Raw genomic sequence first — 19989 nt, forward strand, 5'->3', positions numbered from 1 at the left:
AGAGGCGCATGGGCGCCCTGTGGGGCGACCGGGACTTCCTGTGCCTGTGGGGCGGTGAGACCGTCTCGCAGTTCGGGGCCCAGGTGACGCAGCTGGCGCTGCCGCTGGCGGCGGTCTACCAGCTCGACGCCGGCCCCGCGGAGCTCGGCCTGCTCAACGCGGCGTCCTACGCCCCGTTCCTGGGGCTGAGCCTGCTGATCGGGGTGTGGGTCGACCGGCGGGCGCGCAAACCGCTGATGGTGTGGAGCAACGTGGCCCGCGCCGTGCTGGTGACCAGCATCCCGTTGTGCGCGGTGCTGGACGTGCTGCACATCGGCTACCTCTACGCCGTCGCCTTCGCCATCGGCACCTTCACCGCGATCTTCGACGTGTCCTACCAGTCCTACCTGCCCTCCCTCATCGCGCGCGAGCACCTGGTGGAGGGCAACAGCAAGCTCCAGGCCAGCGGCTCCGTCGCCCAGGTCGGCGGGCCCGCGCTGGCGGGCGTGCTCGTCGGGTGGCTCACCGCGCCGATCGCGCTGCTGGTCAACGGCGCCTCCTACGTGGTCTCCGTGCTCGGCCTGACCGCGATCCGCCGCCCCGAACCCGAACCGGAGCGGCCGGAGCAGCGGACGTCCGTCGTGCGCAGCATCGGCGAGGGGCTGCGCCTGGTGTTCGGCAACGCCTACGTGCGCGCGTGCGCGCTCCAGGCGGGCACCTACAACTTCTGCTGGATGGCCCTCCAGACGGTGTTCGTGGTCTACGCCGCGCGCCAGCTCGGCCTGTCGTCGTCGACCATCGGCCTCCTGTTCGCCCTGGGCGCGCTGGGCTCCCTGCTGGGTGCGATCACCGCGGGCGCGGTGAAGCGCCGGCTGGGCCTGGGCCGGGCGATCGTCGCCGAGGTGCTGCTGTGCTGCCTGGCGCCGCTGCTGCTGCCGCTGGCGCCGGGGGGCGCGGCGGGCATCGCGATGATGGCGCTGGGCCTGTTCCTCGGCCAGTTGGGCGCCACGACGGCCACCATCCACGTGGTGAGCCTGCGCCAGGCCATCACCCCGGCGCGGCTGCTGGGCCGGGTCAACTCCGGCTGCCGGTTCCTGGCCTGGGGCCCGCTGCCGCTGGGCGCGTTCGTCGGCGGCGTGCTCGGCGAGTCCATCGGGCTGCGACCGGCCCTCTTCGCCGCCGCCTGCTCCTTCGTGCTGGCCCTGCTGTGGGTCGTGTTCTCGCCCGTCCCGCGGCTGACCGAATTCCCCGACCACCCCGACAGCGCCCCCAGCAAGGCACCCGCCGCGTAACGCACCGAGGAAGATCACCATGACACGATCCGAGACGTCGTACAGCCCCGCGGGCACCCCGGCCGGGCTCGCCGAGTTGCGCACCCTGCTCGACACGGCACTGGACCTGGTCGCCAAGGCCGCCGTCGACCGCCCCGGCCCGGTCCGGGCGGGCGGACCCGCCGGCGCCCGCGCCGCCGCCGACGCCGTCCTGTCCGGGCCGCTGCTCCCCGAGGAGGGCTGCGACCCGGCCGACGCGCTCACCGCGCTCGCGGGCCCGTTCGCGGACTGGTCGGTCGACGTCACCCACCCCGCCGCGCTGGCCCGGATGCAGTGCCCGCCCACCGCCGCGGCCGTCGCCGCCGAGGTGGTCGCCGCCACCCTCAACCAGTCGCTGCACGCGTGGGAGAGCGGCCCGTTCGGGCTCGCCCTGGACCGCTGGGTCATCGCCGAGTTCGGCGCGCTGGTCGGCTACGACCCCGCCACCTGCGGCGGCACCCTCACCGCGGGCGGCAGCGTGTCCAACCTGATGGCGCTCATCGCCGCCCGGGACACCACCCTCGGGCTGCGCACCGTCCGGTTCGCGGCCAAGGAGGGCCTGCCCGCCCTGGGCGTGCAGCCGGTGGTCGTGTGCCCCGAGGGCATCCACTTCTCCATCCAGCGCGGCGCCCGGATCATCGGCATCGGCGAGGACGCGCTGCGGACGGTCCCCACCGACGCCGACGGGCGGATGCGCGGCGACGCCCTGGAGCGCGTGCTGGCCGGGCTGCCGGAGAACGAGGTCCCCGTGGCGGTCATCGCCTGCGCGGGCTCCACCGACCTGGGCGTGGTCGACCCGCTGGACGAGATCGCCGAGGTCACCGAGCGGCACGGCGTGTGGCTGCACGCCGACGCTGCCTACGGCGGTGGCGCGCTGTTCTCCCCGCGCCTGCGCGGCCTGCTCAAGGGCATCGAGCGCGCCGACTCGGTCACCCTCGACCTGCACAAGTTCGGCTGGGTGCCCGCGTCGGCCGCGATCATGCTGGTGCGCGCCGCGGACACCCTCGCGTCCTTCGGGCTCGACCCCACGACCTGCCTGAGCGCCGACGACGACACGCTGGCGGGCTACATCGGCTCGCAGAACACCTCGCTCCAGACCACGCGCCGGGTGGACGCGCTCAAGATCGCCGTCACGCTGCGGACCCTGGGCGCGCGCCGACTGGCCGAGCTGGTCGACACCTGCCACGACCTGGCCCGGCACGCCGCCGCCCGGCTGGCCGAGCACCCGCGGGTGGAGGTGCCCGTGGACCCGCCCATGACGGCGCTGCTGTTCCGCTACCTGCCCGCCGGGCCGCAGGACCCCGACGCGTTCAACGGCGCGCTGCGCCGCCGGGTGATGGAGCAGGGCCGCGCGCTGATCGCCCGCACCCACCTGAACGGCGGCCGGGTCTACCTCAAGCTGATCATGCTCAACCCGGACACCACCCCCGCCCAGGTGGACGCCGTCATCGCGGACCTGCTGGCGCTGGCGGAGGAGCTCGACACCAGAGCGGCGGGGGAGCGGTGATCGGCTCGGCGGGGGGAGGCGCGCCGCTGCCCCCGGTGCACGACGTCCCGATGGGGGAGCACCGGGACGGGGTGTCCGTCCGCGACTCCATGCCGCGCCCGGGGGTGCTGGCGCTGCCGCTGACCCTGCTCACCGGCAAGCCGACCGCCGGGCAGCGGCCGTTCCGCTTCACCCCGACCGCGCACCTGGTCAACGCGCTGCTCTCGGTGGGCTGCGGGCTCGTGGCGGGGTGGTTCGCGCTGCGCTGGTCGGGCTGGGCGCTGCTGCTGCTCGTCCCCTGCTGGTCGATGGTGCTGCACGGCATCCGCAACCTGCGCATGATGATGTTCCACCAGTGCGCGCACCGGAACATGTGGAACCGGCGCCGGGCCGACTCGGCGCTGGGGCGGTTCATCGCGGCGCTGCTGGTCATCCAGGGCTTCACCGCCTACAGCCGCGAGCACGTCGTGGACCACCACGCGGTGAACCACATGACGCTGCGCGACCCGACGGTGCAGGCGTTCCTGCTGACGCTGCGGCTGCGGCCGGGCATGTCCCGGCGGGACATGTGGCGGCGGGTGCTCGGGCTGCTGGTCTCCCCGCGGTTCCACACCACGTTCCTGATCGCCCGCGTCCGCTCCTACGCGCACGGCTCGTCCACCCGCGCCAGGATCGGGGCCGCCGCCCTGCACGGCTCGGTCGCGGCGACCGCCGTGGCCGCCGACGCCGCGGTGTTCCTGCTGGTCTGCTGGCTGCTGCCGCTCACGGTGTTCTTCCAGGTCAGCAACACCCTGCGGTTGTGCGTCAAGCACACCTTCCCGACCGCCGAGCAGCGCGACCGGCGCGGCCGGGCGTACTTCGCGAGCCTGACCAACGCGATCTTCATCGGGGAGCGCGCCCCGGACCGCGCGCTGCGCGGGCCGCGCGCCGCCGCGGCGTGGACCCGGTGGTGGGCGCGGCTGCTGGTGGTGCACTTCCCGGCGCGCTACCTCGTGCTCACCGGGGACACCGTCTGCCACGACTTCCACCACCGCTTCCCGATGAGCCGGCAGTGGGCGGACTACATCTTCGCCCGCGAGGCCGACGCCGCGGCGGGCACGCCGGGCTGGCCGCCCTACCGGCACGTCTGGGGCCTGGTCCCCGCCATCGACGCGGTCTTCGACTCGCTGCGCGTCGCCGACCCGGCCGAGTACGACCCGGACCGGCTGGCCGACGTCTCCAGCCGCGAGCTGTTCGCCGCGTTCGACGACTGACCCGCGGCACGGGATCCCGCAGCACGCGATCCGCGGCGCGGAATCCCCAGGACATGATGTCGCAGGACGGAATCCCGCAGCACGGCAAAGGAGCCCCCGTGAACGAACCCACCGGACGGACGGTGATCCTCGGCGTGGCCGCGAGCGACGCGCACGCCGTCGCCAACCGGTTGATCGCCATGCAGCTGACCGGGCACGGCTTCACCGTGGTCAACCTCGGCGTGTGCACGCCGCTGACCGAGTTCGCCGCCGCCCTGCTGGAGCACCCGGAGGCCGAGGCGGTGCTGATCGGCAGCGTCAACGGCCACGCGGTGACCGACCTGGCCGACCTGCCGCGGCTGCGCGCCGCCGGCCTGCTCGACCGGCCGGTGGTCGTCGGCGGCAACCTGTCGGTGGGCAGCCGCAAGGACGGCCGCGCCGCGGAGCGGCTGCGCGAACTCGGCGTCGACCACGTGCTCACCGACGCCACCGAGCTGGTCCTGCTGCTGGACGTGCTGCGCGCCGCGACCCCGGTGGGCGCCGTCGATGGCTGAGGTGCCCGGCCTGTCGCTCGCTCACGAGGTCGCCGCGGCGCTGCCGCCGTGGTCGGAGGTGCTGGAGCGGCTGGCCGCCCCGGGGCGGCGGCGCGTCGCCGACGTGCTCGCCGACGCCGGCGCCGCGGGCGTCCCGGTGACCCAGCCGCGCTGCGGGATCGGCGCGCACGACGGCATGGTCGACCTCCTGCGCACCCTGGAGCGCGCGGGCCCCGGCATCCTCACCATCACCATCGACTCGCACACCCGCCTGCGCGACTTCGCCACCGCCGCCCGGCTGGCGGCCGGGAGCCCCGCCGACCTCAACGGCTACCCGCTCGTCGCCCACGGGTGGCGGCGCGGCCGGGAGCTGGTGGCGTCCGTCGGCGTCCCGCTCCAGGTGCGGCACGGCTCGCCCGACCCCCGGGACCTGTTCGCCGTCGCCCTCGCGGCCGGCATCACCTCCTTCGAGGGCGGCCCGATCGGCTACAACCTGCCCTACGCCAAGGACGTGCCGCTCGCGGTCTCGCTGCGCGCGTGGCGGGAGGTGGACCAGGTGTGCGGCCTGCTGGCCGAGCACGGCGTGGTGGTCGACCGCGAGCTGTTCGGCACGCTCACCGCGGTCCTGGTCCCGCCGTCCACCAGCATCGCGATGACCCTGCTGGAGGCGGTGGGCGCGGTCGAGGCGGGCGTGCGGTGCCTGTCCGTCTCCTACCCGCAGGGCGGCGAGACCCACCAGGACGTCGCGGCGCTGCGCGCCATCCGCTCGCTGGCGCGGCGCTACCTCGGCGTCGAGGTCCACGCGGTGCTGCACCAGTACATGGGGCCCTTCCCGAGGAGCCGCCCGGCGGCCTCGGCGCTCATCGTGCAGGGCGGGCTCGTCGCCCGGCTCGGCGGCGCGGCGAAGGTCGTCACCAAGACCGAGCAGGAGGCCGAGGGCATCCCCGACGCGCGCGCCAACGCCGACGGCCTGGCGCTGGCCGCCCTCGGCGCGGCCGACCTGTTCGGCTTCGCCCGCCTGGACGAGGACCGCGTGGCCGAGGAGCAGCACTGGATCGAGCGCGAGGTGGCCGACCTGGTCGACCCCGTGCTCCAGGGACCGGACCTGGCGCGGGGCATCGAGGCGGCGTTCGCCGCGGGCCGGCTGGACGTGCCGTTCAGCGCCAGCAGGCACGCGCGCGCCGAGGTGGTGCCGCGCCGCGACCCGAGTGGTGCCATCCGCTACGGCGACAGCGCCCGCCTCCCGTTCTCCGACCCCGTCCGCCGCCGCAACGCGGCGCTCCTGGGCCCCGGGGACGACCGCAGCGTGTTCGCCGCGACCAGCGCCGACATCCACTACTTCCAACAAGACCGAGGGATGGTGCCACGATGATCATCGGCGAGGCGAACACCGCGCTGCCGGACGGGTTCACCCCGGACCCCGACGAGGGCGCCCGGGTCCGGGAACTGGACCGGGCACACCTGTTCCACTCGTGGGCGGCCCAGGACGCGGTGTCGCCCATCCCGGTGGCCGCGGCGCGGGGCCGCCACTTCTGGGACTACGACGGCAAGCGCTACCTGGACTTCGCCTCCCAGTTCATCAACTCCAACATCGGCCACGGTCACCCGAAGGTGGTCGCGGCGATCAAGGAGCAGGCCGACCGCATCTGCATGATCGCCTCCACCTTCGCCAACGACGTGCGCGGCGAGGCGGCGCGGCTGATCGCCGGGCTGGCGCCCCCCGGCCTCGACCGGGTGTTCTTCACCAGCGGCGGCGCGGAGGCCAACGAGCACGCCGTCCGCATGGCCCGCCTGCACACCGGCCGCCCCAAGGTCCTGTCGGCCTACCGCTCCTACCACGGCGCCACGGCCACCGCGATCGGCCTGACCGGCGACCACCGCCGCTGGGACAACGACGCCGCCGCCCACAGCGGACCCAACATCGTCCACTTCTTCGGCCCCTACCTCTACCGCTCGCACTTCCACGCCACCACCGAGGCCGAGGAGTGCGAGCGCGCCCTGGCGCACCTCGACCAGGTGATCCGGTTCGAGGGTCCCGGCACCATCGCCGCCGTCGTCCTGGAGTCCGTCGTGGGCACCGCCGGCGTCCTGGTGCCCCCGCCCGGCTACCTCGCCGGCGTCCGCGAACTGTGCGACCGCCACGGCATCGTCTACATCGCGGACGAGGTGATGTCCGGCTTCGGCCGCACCGGCGCCTGGTTCGCCGTCGACCACTGGGACGTGGCGCCCGACCTCATCACCTTCGCCAAGGGCGTCAACTCCGGCTACGTCCCGCTGGGCGGCGTCCTCATCTCCGACGCCGTCCACGACACCTTCCGCGACCGCGTCTACCAGGGCGGGCTCACCTACTCCGGCCACCCCCTGGCCTGCGCCGCCGCCGTCGCCACCATCGAGGCGATGCGCGACGAGCGCATGATCGAGCACGCGGCGTGGCTGGGCGAGTCGGTCATTGGCCCCCGCCTGCGCGAGATCGCCGCCCACCACCCGTCCGTGGGCGAGGTCCGCGGCCTGGGCGTCTTCTGGGCGCTGGACCTGGTCCGCGACCGGGGCACCCGGGAGATGCTGGTGCCCTACGCCGGTTCGGGCGCCGAGAACCAGCCGGTCAACGAGGTGGTCGCGGCCTGCAAGGCGGCCGGCATGTGGCCCGTCTACAACTACAACCGCATCCACGTGGTCCCGCCGTGCAACACCACGGAGGAGGAGGCCCTGGAGGGCCTGGCGATCCTCGACGAGGCGCTGAACCACGCGGACAAGCACGTGGTGTGACGCGAGGGCGGGTGGGGCCGGCGCGTTCGCCGGCCTCCCCCGTCCTTCGTGCCTCTGCGGACCCGGGAGGGGCACCGCTTCCGGGAGGAGCCCGGGGGCAGCGCCCGGTACGCGCCCGAGGACGGCGCCGGGTTCGCGTATCGCGGGCGTATCCAAAACCGCATACGCCACCGCAACGGCCCGCCGTCTCCAATGGAGGCGTGACCCAGAGCCCGCCCCCGCCGGCACCGCCCCACCGCACGCACCGGATCGTGCTCGTCATCCTGGTGGTCCTCGGTCTGGCGGGCGTGCTGTTCGCCCTGCGGCGAATGCTGCTGATGGCCGCCCCGAGGTGCCTGGCCGGGCGGTGGCGCGGCTGCTACGACACCGAGAACGGTGTGGTGCTCATGGCGCTGGTCGGGGTGCCGCTGGCCGGTCTGGTGGTGTGGGCGCTGGCGCGCCGCCGCCGGGCCGCCGGCGTCACCTCGGCGTGGCGGCTGTCGCTGGCCGAGGTGGGCGTGGTCTACGGGACGGTCCCGTTCGTGTGGCTGACCATGATGCCGGGACCGGGCGCCGGCACCGTCCCCGGCCGGTTCAGCCTGGTCCCGCTGCGGGACCTGGTCACCATGGGACCGCTCGGCATCGGCGGCAACCTGGTGATCTTCGCGGCGCTGGGGTTCTTCGCCCCGATGAGGTTCGCGGCCCTGGCGTCCGTGCCGCGGGTCCTGGCGCTCGGGGCGGGCTGCTCGGCCCTGGTCGAGGTCGCGCAGTACGTCCTGCGGCTGGACCGGGTGTCCTCCGTGGACGACGTGCTGGTCAACGCCACCGGCGCCGTGCTGGCCGCGCTGGCGTCGCGCCGCTGGTGGCGCACCGGGGCGGAGGAGCCGGCGGACCCGCACCGCCCGGCGCCGACCCCGGCGGGGTGAATCGCGGCCCCGGGTCGCGGGTGCCGATCGTGGAGGACGAGGCTCACCCGCGCATCGGCACAGCGCCCGACCGCCGGGCGCGGGGGAGGGGACCGTGAACAGGGAGCCAGGGTTGAGCGTCCGCCTCAAACTGACCCTCGGCTACGCCGGGTTCGCGGTGGTGGCGGGTGGCCTGCTCTTCGTCACGGTGTGGGTGTTCCTGCTGCGCTACGTGCCCGAGGTGATCAACAACCCCCAGCCGCCCGCACCCGGCCGCTCCCGCATCCCCGTGAGCTTCGTGCCGAACCGCTCCGACCTGCTCCGCGCCTTCGCCCCGAGAGCCGCCGTCGTGCTGGCGCTCCTGCTGGTGTTCGGCCTGCTGGGCGGGTGGGTCCTGGCCGGCCGGATGCTCGCGCCGCTGACCCGCGTCACCCACGCCACCCGCGTGGCCGCGGGCGGGTCCCTGTCCCACCGCATCCGCCTGGAGGGCGGCCAGGACGAGTTCCGCGAACTCTCCGACGCGTTCGACTCGATGCTGGCCCAGCTCGAAGCGAACGTCGCCGAGCAGCAGAGGTTCGCCGCCAACGCGTCCCACGAGCTGCGCACCCCGCTGGCGATCTCGCGGACCCTCCTCGACGTCGCCCGCAACGACCCGACCCACGACCCCGGCGAACTCGTCGAACGCCTGCACGCCGTCAACGAGCGGGCCGTCCACCTCACCGAGGCCCTGCTGCTGCTCAGCCGCGGCGACCGCGGGAACTTCACCCGCGAGGACGTCGACCTCTCCCTGCTCGCCGAAGAAGCCGCCGAAACCCTGCTGCCGCTGGCCGAGCAGCGCCGGACCACCCTGGACGTCATCGGCGGGGAGGCCCGGACCAGCGGCTCCACCGAGCTGCTGTCGCGGGTGGTGACGAACCTCGTCCAGAACGCCATCGTCCACAACCTGCCCACCGGCGGCACCGTCACCGTACGCACCGGGGTGCACGGCTGCACCAGCACGTTGCAGGTCGAGAACACGGGGCACCGGCTCCCCCCGGACCTGGTGCCGACCCTCACCGAACCCTTCCAGCGCGGAACGGAACGCGTGCGCACCGACGAACACGCCGGCGTCGGCCTCGGCCTGGCCATCGTGCACAGCGTCGTCCGCGCCCACGAGGGGACCCTCGACCTGGTCCCCGGCCCCACCGGCGGTCTGGTCGTCACGGTCCGGCTCCCCGGCACGCCGTAGGACCCCGCCGGTTGTTCCCAGCACCCGCCGCGCCACCCGGCGGGCCCCCGCGTCGTCGCGAACACCACCGGGTAGCCGTACTTCCAACGCAGTCCGGGGATGTGGTCGAAGGTCATGCCGTACACGCCGGCCACCACGGTGGGCACGGCGATGACGGCGGCCTCGACTCGTACCCGGCTCGCGCGTCCGCGTCGGGGTCGCGGTCACCCGGCGCTGGACCGCCGGCGGGTGTAACACCCGCGACCAACCTCACGACTGACCCATCAGCGCCCGGGTTCTTCACCGATCACATCGGTGTGCTTGCCGAAAACCGCGTTCGCACAACGGAATTCGAACCACGTCAGGTCGGGGTGGTCCCGATCCGGACTGTCGTGCGCGGCCAGGTCGACCAGGGCCGCGAGGGCGGTCTCGACGGAACGCCCGAACGCGGAGACGGTCGCCGCCGCCTCCGGTGAGGAGTCCTGGTTGTCGACCAAGTGGGCGAGCCGCTGCTCATCACGCAGCACGGCGTCGATCGCCGCACCGGCGTCGCGCAACGCGGCGGCGCTGTCCACCAGCCGCCGTCCCATCTCGTCCCGGTCCACGCTCACCCGCTCCCTCCACCAAGTCACCAGGAGACGTCGTCTTGAGGAAGAGACTGATACCGCTCTTAGGGCTGACGATGCTGGCCGGCGTCGTCACCGCGCCGCCCGCGTCGGCCATCGACCTCGTCACCTGCACGTGGCTGACGCCGGAATACCCGCACATCTCATCGTACAACCTGAAGAACAACAACGCGATCGACATCAAGGCGAGCACGCAGGGCAGCTGCCGGCCCTCCTCCGACCCGATCTTCGTCACCGCCACGATGACGCTGGAGCGGCAGGGTTTCCTGGGCATCTGGCAGACGGTCGCCGCGGGCGCGCCGATCACCAAGAGCATCCAGGGCACCCCGCAGACCTGGCGGCGCGGTGAGCTGTTCGCGGTCATGCCGTGCGTCCCCGGCGTCTACCGGGGCAGGCTGGAGCGCTCCGCCCAGGTGACCGGAGGGGTCGGCTTCGTGCTCGGCGGCCCGATCTACTCGCCGCCTCGGGAGATCGACTGCCAACCGAAGCGGGTGTCGATGGTCATCGACGACACCGGGTCCATGAGCGGGGTGATCGGCAGCGTCTCCAGCGCGCTCGCCAACTACATCTCCGCCCGTCCCGAGGACGAGTACACCCGGTGGAGCCTGACCACGTTCAAGGACAGCCCCTCCGACGTCGGCACCACCGACGACCGTGCCCAGGCGCTGGGCTGGGTCAACGCGCTGAGCGCCGACGGTGGTGACGACTGCCCGGAGGACGCCCTCGGCGGCATCTCCTCGGGCCTGGCGTCGCTGGGCGACGACCCGGAGATCGACCGGCAGATGATCGTGGCCACCGACGCGTCCGCCCACTCGGGTGACGTGGACGGGATCATCGCCTCCGCGCGCGCCACGGGCGCGAAGGTCAACGTCCTGCTGACCGGTGACTGCGGCGAGGGCGCGGCGGTCGCGGTGGCGGGCCAACCGAGCCGGGGCACGGCCCTGGCGGCCGCGGCGGAGCAGGTGTCCAGCCAGGTGGTGCTCAAGCGCATCGCCGAGGAGACGGGCGGGAAGTACTTCTACCTCCCGTACGGCGGCGAGGCGGACTTCGCCGCGGCGCTCGCGGAGATCTTCGCCGAGATCGCCGACCCGACGCCGCCGGACGGCCCCACGACGATCGCCGCCACGACGGGCGACGGCCAGTCGACCCCGGCGGGCACCCCCTTCCCGACCGCGCTGACCGCGACCGTCACCGGTTCCGACGCGCGGCCCTCGACCGACACCCCGGTCACCTTCACCGTCGAGGGCCCGGCGGCCTTCCCCGGCGGCGCCACGAGCGCCACGGCGAGCACCGGTGCCGACGGACTGGCCACCGCGCCCACCCTGACCGCCGGGACGACGACCGGCGCGGTCACCGTCACCGCCACCGCCGCCGGGGTGCGGACCCCGGCCACCTTCACCGCGACCGTCACCGCCCCCGTCCCGGCGTCCATCGCGGCCACCTCCGGCGGCGGCCAGTCCGCCACCCCGGGCACGGCCTTCGCCGCACCGCTGGTCGCCACCGTCACCTCCACGGCGAACACCCCCTCGGCGGACGCGGAGGTGGCCTTCGCGGTCACCGGCGGCACGGCCACCTTCCCCGGCGGCGCCACCACCGCGACGGTGGGGACCGACGCCGACGGGCGGGCGACCGCGCCCACCCTCACCGCGGGCACCACCACCGGCCCGGTCACCGTCACCGCCACCGCCGGCGGCGTGACGACCCCGGCCACCTTCACCGGGACCGTCACCGCACCCCAGGGCGCGGCCAGGGCCGACGTGTCCGTGAGCATCTCCGCGCCCACCGGCGCCAGGAGCGGCTCGCCGTTCACCGCGACCCTGACCGTCCGCAACAACGGGCCGTCCACCGCGACCTCGATCTACTCGGCCCTGACCCTGCCCAAGGGGATGCGCGTGACCAATGCGGGTGGCGGCCTCGTCACCGACAACGGCCGCGCCGTCGCCTTCCGCCTGTCCTCGCTCGACTCCGGCGGGCAGATCACCCACACCCTCACCGTCACCTCGGACCGCACCCTCACCGGCACGCGGGACATCGCCGCCGCCGGCGCGTCCACCAGGGTGCTCGACTCCGATTACCGCAACAACGCGGCCCTGGCCCGCGTGACCTTGCGCAGGTAAGCCCGTTCAGCCGTGGTGGCCGATCCGGTGTTCCGGACCGGCCACCACGGCTTCGCGCTCGCGGCGTGCGGATCAGCGGACGCGCACCCCGGTCGTCGGGGTGGTCGCCGACGTAGCCGACCTCGCTCAGGGCCCCGGTGGTCCGGGGGTCGGCGCCCGAAGCGGAACCGCTGCCGTCGGGCCGCCCGCCCGGCAGGTGACCCGGCGGGCCCCCGCAATGATTGGGTATTCCCGACAATCGCCCGCGCCGATGCGCGCGACTCCGCCGTGGACGCAAGGTGGGACGAGCGGCGAGCCGATCGCCACCCTGCCCTCTCGCCGCCCGGACGAGGAGTCGAACCCATGCGACGAACGAGAACGCGCACCCTGCTCGCGGCCCTGGCCGTGGCCTCGACATCGGCGGCCCTGCTGCCGCCGCAGGCCGTGGCCGCGCCACCGGAAGGCGTGGTCGTGCAGGCGCGCGAGCACTACGAGGGCCAGTACATCGTCGTCCTGCGCGACGGCACGGCCGCGACCGCCGACGGGGCCGCCATCGAGTCGGCGGCGGCGTCGCTGACCCGGGAGCACGGCGGCACCGTGCGCTCGACCTACAAGGTGTCCCTGCACGGCTTCTCGGTGCGCGGGTTGAGCGAGCGGGGCGCGAAGCGGCTGGCCGCCGACCCCCGGGTGCGCGGCGTCCACGAGGACGGCAAGCGGCGCGGCGCCGCCGTCCAGGACAACCCGACCTGGGGCCTGGACCGGGTCGACCAGGCGAACCTGCCGCTGGACCGCAGGTACGAGTACGACGCCACCGGTGAGGGCGTCACCGTCTACAACATCGACAGCGGCGTCCGCGTCACCCACACCGACTTCGAGGGCCGGGCGAGCCACGGCTACGACTTCCTCGACCAGGACGGCGACGCCTCCGACTGCCACGGCCACGGCACCCACACCGCCGGCACCGCCGTGAGCAGGACCTACGGCGTCGCCAAGAAGGCGAAGGTGGTGTCCCTGCGGGTGTTCGACTGCTCCAACGCCGGGCCCGACTCGGTGACCGTGGACGCGGTCGAGTGGGTGACCGCCAACGGCGTCAAGCCCTCGGTGGTCAACATGAGCCTGGGCCAGTACGAGACCGGCCTCGGTGACGAGCAGGTCCAGGCGTCCGTCCGCGCCGGCTACGTCTACGTCGTGGCCGCGGGCAACAACAACGGCGCCAGTGCCTGCGGCTACAGCCCGGCTCGCGTCCCCGAGGTGCTCACCGTCGCGTCGACCGAGTCCAACGACAGCCGCTCCGGTTTCTCCAACACCGGCACCTGCGTGGACCTGTTCGCCCCCGGCGGCAACATCACCTCGCTGTCGCACGCGAGCAACACCGGCACCGCGGGCATGTCCGGCACGTCGATGGCCACCCCGCACGTGACCGGCGCGGTGGCGCTGTACCTCCAGGGCCACCCCGGCGCGGACCAGGCGGAGGTCAACCGGGCCGTCGTCGACTCGGCCACCCCCGGCAAGGTCGGCAACGCCGGCTCGGGCACGCCCAACCGCCTGCTCAACGCCAAGAGCCTCACCGGCGGCCCCGGCCCCGGCCCCGACCCCGACCCGACCTGCGCCCGGCGGACCAACGACGCCGACGTGCCCGTCCCGGACGCGGGCAGTGCCGTGACCAGCACGATTCCCGTCTCCGGCTGCACCGGCAACGGCTCGTCGACGGCGCGGGTCGAGGTGGCGATCGCCCACCCGTACCGAGGTGACCTGGTGATCGAGCTGGTGGCCCCGGACGGCACCTCCTACCGGCTCAAGGAGGCCGCTCCGGGCGACCACGCCGACGACGTGCGCACCGCGTACCCGGTGGACCTGTCGGCCGAGCCGAGGAACGGCGACTGGAGGCTGCGCATGCGGGACGTCCACCGCTTCGACGTCGGCACGCTGGAGAGCTGGAGCCTGACGACCTGACCCCGGTCGGGTGACACTTCGGGCCGCCCCGCGATCGCGGGGCGGCCCGAGTGCCATTCACCGACGAGGTCGCGCGGGACCCGTCAGGTGACCGTGAGCGTGAAGTCCGCGCTGCCCGACTTCCCGCCGCCGGTGGCCGTCACCCTGATCCGGTAGGTCCCCGCCGGCGTCGCGAACGACGTCATGACGTGGGCGCGGGCCGTCTCGCCGGGGTTCACCGTCGCGGGCAGGAACCGGACCGAGACACCCGGCGGGAGGTCGGCGGCGGCGAGCGCGACGGGGCCCGACGCGCCGGTGACCACCACCGACGGGAACGCCGAGCCACCCCGGAACGTGCTCGCCGACGACGGCGACAGCGCGACGGTCAGACCGCCGGGCTGCTGGGTGCCCCGGACGGTCAGGGTGAGGGTCGCCTCGCGGCTGACCGACCCCGAGGTCCCGATGACCCGGACCGGGTAGGTCCCCGCGGGGGTGCTCGACGAGGTGGTGACGGTCAGCTTCGCGGCGCCGCCGGAGGTGATCGACGCGGGCTGGAACACCGCCTGTGCCCCGGGCGGCAGGTCCGCCGCCGACAGGGAGAGCTCCTCGGGCGCCGCGCCCGCGGTGGTCCTGACGGCCCCGGACGCGCTCTCACCGGCCGCCACGCCCAACGACGACGGGTCGACGGCCACGCCGAACTCCACCGGCTGCGGGTCACCGACCTGCTCCCGGACCCAGTCGCCCATCTCGTTGTCGAGCCGGGCGAAGACGCCGTACCAGCGGAAGTCGGACCGGCTCCACGAGGCCAGGCCGACGATCTTCCCGTCGACCACGAACGGTCCGCCGCTGTCGCCCTGGAGGATGGTGGTGCGGCCGTCGGGGTGGCCGGCGCAGATCATGGTGGCCGCCTTGAAGCCCGCGGCGACGCCCTGGCACCGGCTCGCCCCGTCCACGATCGGGAAGTCCTGCTTGTCCAGCGAGACGTCGGCCGGGACGTCGTCGTGGGTCTTCTTCCCGTAGCCGTAGCTGCGGCCGGTGTCGCCGACCTGCCAGATCCCGGCGTCGGCGGAGGTGGCGTAGCGGGCCCACTTCTCCGGCGGCAGCGGGATGTCCTCGTTCGTCGTGACCACCGCGACGTCGTAGCCCTGGTCCCAGTTGGTGTAGCGGGGGTGCTTGACGTAGGACCTGGTGGTCAGGGTCGTGCCGGTGCCCACCGCGAGGTCGTCGAGGCCGTGCAGGAACGTCTTGGCGCCGGCCAGGTCGTGGCAGTGCGCGGCGGTCAGGACGTGGCGCGGGCCGATGACGGCGCCGGTGCAGGACTGGCCCTTGGGTCGGCTGCCACCCGCGCGCAGGTTGGCGATGACGGCGGGGAACTCGGACACGGTGGCGTCCTGTCCCCGGTAGATCTGGCTGGTGACCCCGTCCCAGGTGGACACGGAGTCGTCCGCGTAGGAGTTGCCGGGGTCGTGGGCGGGCGCGGCGGCGGGCACCGCGGCGGGCGCGGCGGCCGTGGCCACCGCGGTCATCGGCACCACGCCGAGCACCACCCCCAGCGCCACGGTCGTGATCCTCCTGGACCGCGGGGGTGTTCCCCTCCGCGCGGGTCGTCCGCTCGTGACGCGGGTGGTGGGCAGGCGCCCTGGATCTCTCGAACGCATCGGTGTGCTCCGTTCACCACACCCCGCGGGCACCGCCGCGGAGCGGAGCGGCCGCGGACAGGGTGATCGGGCGGCGGCCGCCTGCGGTCACCATCCCGGTGCGCCCGGCCCCTGGCCAGACGTGGCGAATTGGCTGGGGACCCTCAATTTAATCGCGTGATCGGCGTCCACCGCCCGCCCGGCCTCGTCGCAGGACCACGCGGGGGCCGGCCCGGGGGAACCGGGTCCGGGAACGTGGTGCGCTCCTCCGGTTGAGGTCCGGCCTTTGTGACGTGTCACAAATCAGCCGGGGTATTTCTGGCGGGGGCCCTACTGCCTCCCGGCGGGAACGCCGACAGGATGTGGGGGAGATCCCCACCTGCCGGTGGTCCGGCGAATTCGGAGGTAGTGGTGCGGCTACGCGAACGATGGGCGGCGGGCGCCGCGGTACTCCTGTCCTGCCTGCTGGTGGCGCCCACCGGTCAGGCGGCCGAGCCCCTGGAGTACGTCGCCCTGGGCGATTCCGCGGCGGCCGGTCCGCTGGTGCCGGTCCAGGACGTCAACCTGCTGTGCCTGAGGTCCGAGCGGAACTACCCGGCGGTCGCGGCCCGCGCGTTGCGGGCGCGGTTGGTCGACGTCACGTGCTCGGGCGCCACGACCGACGACCTGGCCGGCCGGCGGTTCGGCTTCCTGCCGCCGCAGTTCACGGCGCTCGGGCCGGACACCGACCTGGTGTCGATCACCATCGGCGCCAACGACGTCGGCATGTTCCAGGCGGCGCTGGGCTGCGTCAACCTCCTGCCCGACCCCTACGGGCGCTCCTGCGCCGACCACGGCCCCGACCTGCGCGGAGCGGTCACGGCCTGGGAGGCGGAGTTCGGCACGGCGCTGGCGGAGATCCGCCGCCGCGCGCCGCGGGCGCGGGTGCTGGTCACCGGCTACGCCACCTACATCCGGCCCGGCGGGTGCTTCCCGACCCAGCCGGTGTGGGCGCGCGACGCCGACCACCTCCAGGGGCTGCTGGACGCGATCAACGCGGCGGCGCGGGACCAGGCGCGGCGGCACGGCGCGGCGTTCGTGGACCTGGCCGCGGTCTCGGTCGGCCACGACATCTGCGCCGCACCGGCCGCCCGCTACCTGGAAGGGCTGATCCCGACGCGGCCCGCGGCCCCGCTGCACCCCAACGCCGCCGGGATGGCCGCCTTCGGTGAGGCCGTCGCGGCGGCGGCCCGCCGCTGAGGCCACATCGCCCCCGGGTCAGGTCCGCCTCGCCGCCCGTGCGACGAGCGCGGCCCTGACCAGGGCGGCACCACCGGGCTCGGCCGGGTTCAAGCCGGTCAGCTCCCGGACCCGCCGCAGCCGGTAGTCCACGGTGTTGGGGTGGACGTGCAGCTCGGACGCCGCCTGCCGCCGCCCGCCCGCGCGCAGGAACACCTCCAGCGTGCGCAGCAGCTCGTCGTTCTCCTCCAACGAGGACAGGAGGGTGGCCAGCCGGCCCAGCGCCCGGCTGGGGCGCGACATCTGGTACTCCAGCAGCACGTCGTCCAGCCGGTAGGCGCCGGGGGAGCGGCCGAACCGCAGCGCCACGTCCAGCACCTCGCGGGCCGTCACCGCCGCCTCCGGCACCTCGGCCGGCTCGGCCGCCACCACCCCCGCGGTCACCACCGCCCCCGCCGCCCGACCCAGCTCACCCACCAGCTCGTCCACCTCGGCCCACGTCCGCTCGGGCAGCACCCCCGGCCCGACCCTGCGGGGCAGCAGCGCCGTCCCGCCCTCGGGTGTCAGCGCGGACAGCACCGGCCCGCGCCGGTCCAGCCGCGCCCGGAGCCTCCGCAGCTTGCGCCGCCCCGCCACCACCGCGTCCACGCCCTCGACCGCCTCGTCCCGGTGCGGCCCCACCCCCAGCGCCAGCACCAGGTAGCACGGCGGCAGGGGCGTTCCGGACTGCGCCACCGCGGCGTCGACCCCCTCGCCGGAGAGCAGCGCGGACAGCACGGTGTGCTGGGCGGACCGCTCGTCCTCGGCGATCGCCTGCCGCTCGTCCACGTACCCGGCGGCCACCGCCGGGGTGACCAGCCCCAGGTAGCGCAGGGCCAGGGAGTTGACCGCCATGACCGCCCCGATGTCCCCGGGGCGGACGTCGGGGGCCAACGAGTCCCAGACCACCTGCACGCCGACGTGGTAGGCGGTCAGCACGACCTCGGCGGGTACCCCTTCCTCGGCCCTGCGGGCCGCGGACTCGCGCAGGAACGCCAACTCCGCCCGGCCGGGCGCGGTGCCGCTGCGCAGGAAGGTGGTGAACGACCGCAGCGCCCGCTCGACCACGCGGGCGATGTCGCCGGTCAACTCCTCGCGCGGGAGCCGGTCGTAGTCCGGTATGCGGGTGACGAGCTCGACCAACACCCGTTCGACGAGTGACGGCAGTTCGGATGTCAGCCGTTCGTGTACCGGGTGACCGCCCAGTACCGGTGGTCGGGTCACCTCGGTGGCCGGCTCCCGCGCTCCCGTCGTCGACTCCACGCACCCATGATCCGCGACCGGTGGCGGGTTCGCGTGGCGTCAACGGGTGAGGCGAGCCGTGTCCCGACCGGCCGGCACCCCGGCAACGCCTTCCGGGCGTGTCGGGATCTGCGACATGCATGCGCATGGCCTAATGTGTTGCTGCGTTCGGTCAACAGCGTTGAGGCAACCGGGTGCACGCGGCGGCCCGGTGACAGCGAAAGGCGGATCGCCCATGACCACCGCGCACCTGGAGCACACCGGCCACGACCACGGCCACGGCGAGGGCTGCGGCCACGTGGCCTTCCCGCACGAGGACCACGTCGACTACGTGCACGACGGCCACCTGCACCGCGCGCACGACGGGCACTTCGACGAGTGCGAGCCCGCCGGCCACGGCGCCCACGACCAGCACGACCACGGGCACGGCGAGGGCTGCGGCCACGTCGCGGTCCCGCACGGCGACCACGTCGACTACCTGCACGACGGCCACCGCCACGCCGTGCACGGCGAGCACTACGACGAGCACTGACCCGCGCGCCGTCCGGCTCCGCGGAGCCGGACGGCGGACCACCGGGGGTCACGGGCGCAGCAGGGTCTTGACGGCGCGGCGTTCGTCCATCGCCCGGTAGCCCTCGGCGGCCTGGTCGAGGGTGAGGGTGAGGTCGAAGACCTTGCCGGGGTCGATGCGCCGCTCCAGGACGAGGTCGATCAGCTCCGGCAGGAAGCGGCGCACGGGGGCGGGGCCGCCGTGCAGGTGGACGTGGGAGAAGAACAGCTCCATGCCGGGCAGCGCGACGTCGTGGGTGACGCCGACGTAGCCGACGTGCCCGCCGGGGCGGGTGGAGCGGATGGCCTGCATCATCGACTCCTGGGTGCCCACGGCCTCGATGACCGAGTGCGCGCCCAGGCCGTCGGTCAGGTCCCTGACCCGCGCCACGCCCTCGTCGCCGCGCTCGGTGACGACGTCGGTGGCGCCGAAGTCCAGGGCGAGCTCCTGCCGCGACTCGTGGCGGCTCATCGCGATGACGCGCTCCGCGCCGAGTTCCCGGGCCGCGAGCACGCCCAGCAGCCCGACCGCGCCGTCACCGACCACCGCGACGGTCTTGCCGGGGCCGACCTCGGCGGCCACGGCGGCGAACCAGCCGGTGCCCAGCACGTCGGAGGCGGCCAGCAGGGACGGGACCAGGTCGTCGGAGGGCATCTCCGGGGTGGCCACCAGGGTGCCGTCCGCCAGCGGCACGCGCAGCAGCTCCGCCTGCGCGCCGATACCGCCCATCGGCACCCGGTGCACGCAGGAGGACTGGTAGCCGGCGCGGCAGACCTCGCAGGTGTTGTCGGAGGCGAAGAACGAGCCGACCACGAACTGGCCGGGCCTGACGTCGCGCACCTCGTCGCCGACCTCCTCCACGACGCCGACGTACTCGTGGCCCATCGGGCTCGGCCCGTCGACCCGCTCGATCCCGCGGTAGGGCCACAGGTCGGAACCGCAGACGCAGGTGGCGGACAGCCGGATGACCGCGTCGGTCGGGTCGACGATCCTCGGGTCCTCGCGCTGTTCGACCCGGACGTCGCCGGGGGCGTGCAGGACAGCACCGAGCATGTGGTTCTCCTCGACTCTTTCCGTTCGGGTGCCCGCCTGGTGCGGCCGGAACCGGGGTCGGGGCGTCCCACGTCGGGAATTGCCCCGATGGGGTGAGCGGCGACGAACGGCCGATCACCCCGGTGCCCAGCACACCACCGGCGTCCGCGACGAGGGAGTTCCTGCTGAGAGGTGTACCGGCAGGGCACCCCTGCCGCGG

Annotated in this window: 16 protein-coding genes; 12 read left to right on the top strand and 4 right to left on the bottom strand. The window is 74.2% G+C overall.

Annotated elements, in window-relative coordinates:
* Positions 1–8: 8 nt before the first annotated feature.
* The 8 genes from ACFP3R_RS00420 to ACFP3R_RS00455 all read left to right on the top strand — a co-directional run bounded on the left by ACFP3R_RS00420 (position 9) and on the right by ACFP3R_RS00455 (position 9418).
* Complete coding sequence (locus ACFP3R_RS00420; RefSeq protein WP_380631599.1) at positions 9–1271, top strand: MFS transporter; 1263 nt, start codon at positions 9–11, stop codon at positions 1269–1271.
* Between the two features lie 19 nt (positions 1272–1290).
* Entirely contained in the window at positions 1291–2796 is a 1506-nt protein-coding gene (locus ACFP3R_RS00425; protein WP_380631601.1) for a pyridoxal phosphate-dependent decarboxylase family protein, read from the top strand.
* Positions 2793–4028 carry a fatty acid desaturase gene (locus tag ACFP3R_RS00430; protein WP_380631603.1) on the top strand — a complete coding sequence of 412 codons (1236 nt, stop codon included), beginning with the start codon at positions 2793–2795 and terminating at the stop codon, positions 4026–4028. The genes ACFP3R_RS00425 and ACFP3R_RS00430 overlap by 4 nt, the downstream gene beginning before the upstream one ends.
* A gap of 98 nt (positions 4029–4126) precedes the next feature.
* Entirely contained in the window at positions 4127–4561 is a 435-nt protein-coding gene (locus ACFP3R_RS00435; protein WP_380631605.1) for a cobalamin-dependent protein, read from the top strand.
* On the top strand, positions 4554–5912 hold the full coding sequence (locus ACFP3R_RS00440) for a methylaspartate mutase (RefSeq protein WP_380631607.1): 1359 nt from the start codon (positions 4554–4556) through the stop codon (positions 5910–5912). Before ACFP3R_RS00435 ends, ACFP3R_RS00440 begins: the two co-directional genes overlap by 8 nt.
* On the top strand, positions 5909–7306 hold the full coding sequence (locus ACFP3R_RS00445) for an aspartate aminotransferase family protein (RefSeq protein WP_380631609.1): 1398 nt from the start codon (positions 5909–5911) through the stop codon (positions 7304–7306). Before ACFP3R_RS00440 ends, ACFP3R_RS00445 begins: the two co-directional genes overlap by 4 nt.
* Before the next feature lie 200 nt (positions 7307–7506).
* Positions 7507–8211 carry a VanZ family protein gene (locus ACFP3R_RS00450; protein ID WP_380631611.1) on the top strand — a complete coding sequence of 235 codons (705 nt, stop codon included), beginning with the start codon at positions 7507–7509 and terminating at the stop codon, positions 8209–8211.
* A 94-nt stretch (positions 8212–8305) separates the two neighbouring features.
* Positions 8306–9418, top strand: a complete 1113-nt coding sequence (locus ACFP3R_RS00455; protein WP_380631613.1) for a sensor histidine kinase — start codon at positions 8306–8308, stop codon at positions 9416–9418.
* 263 nt (positions 9419–9681) lie between these two features.
* Here ACFP3R_RS00455 and ACFP3R_RS00460 read toward each other — a convergent pair whose 3' ends face one another.
* The gene (locus tag ACFP3R_RS00460; RefSeq protein ID WP_380631615.1) at positions 9682–10008 is read right to left on the bottom strand and encodes a hypothetical protein; all 327 of its coding nucleotides are present in this window, start codon (positions 10006–10008) and stop codon (positions 9682–9684) included.
* Positions 10009–10043: 35 nt separating this feature from the next.
* On the opposite strand from ACFP3R_RS00460, the gene ACFP3R_RS00465 reads away from it, so the two are divergent.
* Positions 10044–12140, top strand: coding sequence for a hypothetical protein (locus tag ACFP3R_RS00465; protein ID WP_380631617.1), 2097 nt, complete (start codon positions 10044–10046; stop codon positions 12138–12140).
* A gap of 342 nt (positions 12141–12482) precedes the next feature.
* Complete coding sequence (locus ACFP3R_RS00470) at positions 12483–14072, top strand: S8 family serine peptidase (protein ID WP_380631619.1); 1590 nt, start codon at positions 12483–12485, stop codon at positions 14070–14072.
* An 83-nt stretch (positions 14073–14155) separates the two neighbouring features.
* Here the strand turns inward: ACFP3R_RS00470 and ACFP3R_RS00475 are convergent, their stop codons facing one another.
* On the bottom strand, positions 14156–15610 hold the full coding sequence (locus ACFP3R_RS00475) for a trypsin-like serine protease (RefSeq protein WP_380631621.1): 1455 nt from the start codon (positions 15608–15610) through the stop codon (positions 14156–14158).
* A gap of 489 nt (positions 15611–16099) precedes the next feature.
* On the opposite strand from ACFP3R_RS00475, the gene ACFP3R_RS00480 reads away from it, so the two are divergent.
* Complete coding sequence (locus ACFP3R_RS00480; RefSeq protein WP_380631623.1) at positions 16100–16927, top strand: SGNH/GDSL hydrolase family protein; 828 nt, start codon at positions 16100–16102, stop codon at positions 16925–16927.
* 18 nt (positions 16928–16945) lie between these two features.
* On the opposite strand, the gene ACFP3R_RS00485 is transcribed toward ACFP3R_RS00480, so the two are convergent.
* Positions 16946–18208 carry a PucR family transcriptional regulator gene (locus ACFP3R_RS00485; protein WP_465269973.1) on the bottom strand — a complete coding sequence of 421 codons (1263 nt, stop codon included), beginning with the start codon at positions 18206–18208 and terminating at the stop codon, positions 16946–16948.
* A 214-nt stretch (positions 18209–18422) separates the two neighbouring features.
* Between ACFP3R_RS00485 and ACFP3R_RS00490 the strand changes: the two genes are divergently transcribed.
* On the top strand, positions 18423–18719 hold the full coding sequence (locus tag ACFP3R_RS00490; protein ID WP_380631627.1) for a hypothetical protein: 297 nt from the start codon (positions 18423–18425) through the stop codon (positions 18717–18719).
* Positions 18720–18767: 48 nt separating this feature from the next.
* Here ACFP3R_RS00490 and ACFP3R_RS00495 read toward each other — a convergent pair whose 3' ends face one another.
* On the bottom strand, positions 18768–19790 hold the full coding sequence (locus ACFP3R_RS00495) for a zinc-dependent alcohol dehydrogenase family protein (RefSeq protein WP_380631629.1): 1023 nt from the start codon (positions 19788–19790) through the stop codon (positions 18768–18770).
* Positions 19791–19989 lie beyond the last annotated feature (199 nt).

Origin of the sequence: Saccharothrix lopnurensis (assembly GCF_042658445.1) — a bacterium.
Classification (GTDB): domain Bacteria; phylum Actinomycetota; class Actinomycetes; order Mycobacteriales; family Pseudonocardiaceae; genus Actinosynnema; species Actinosynnema lopnurensis.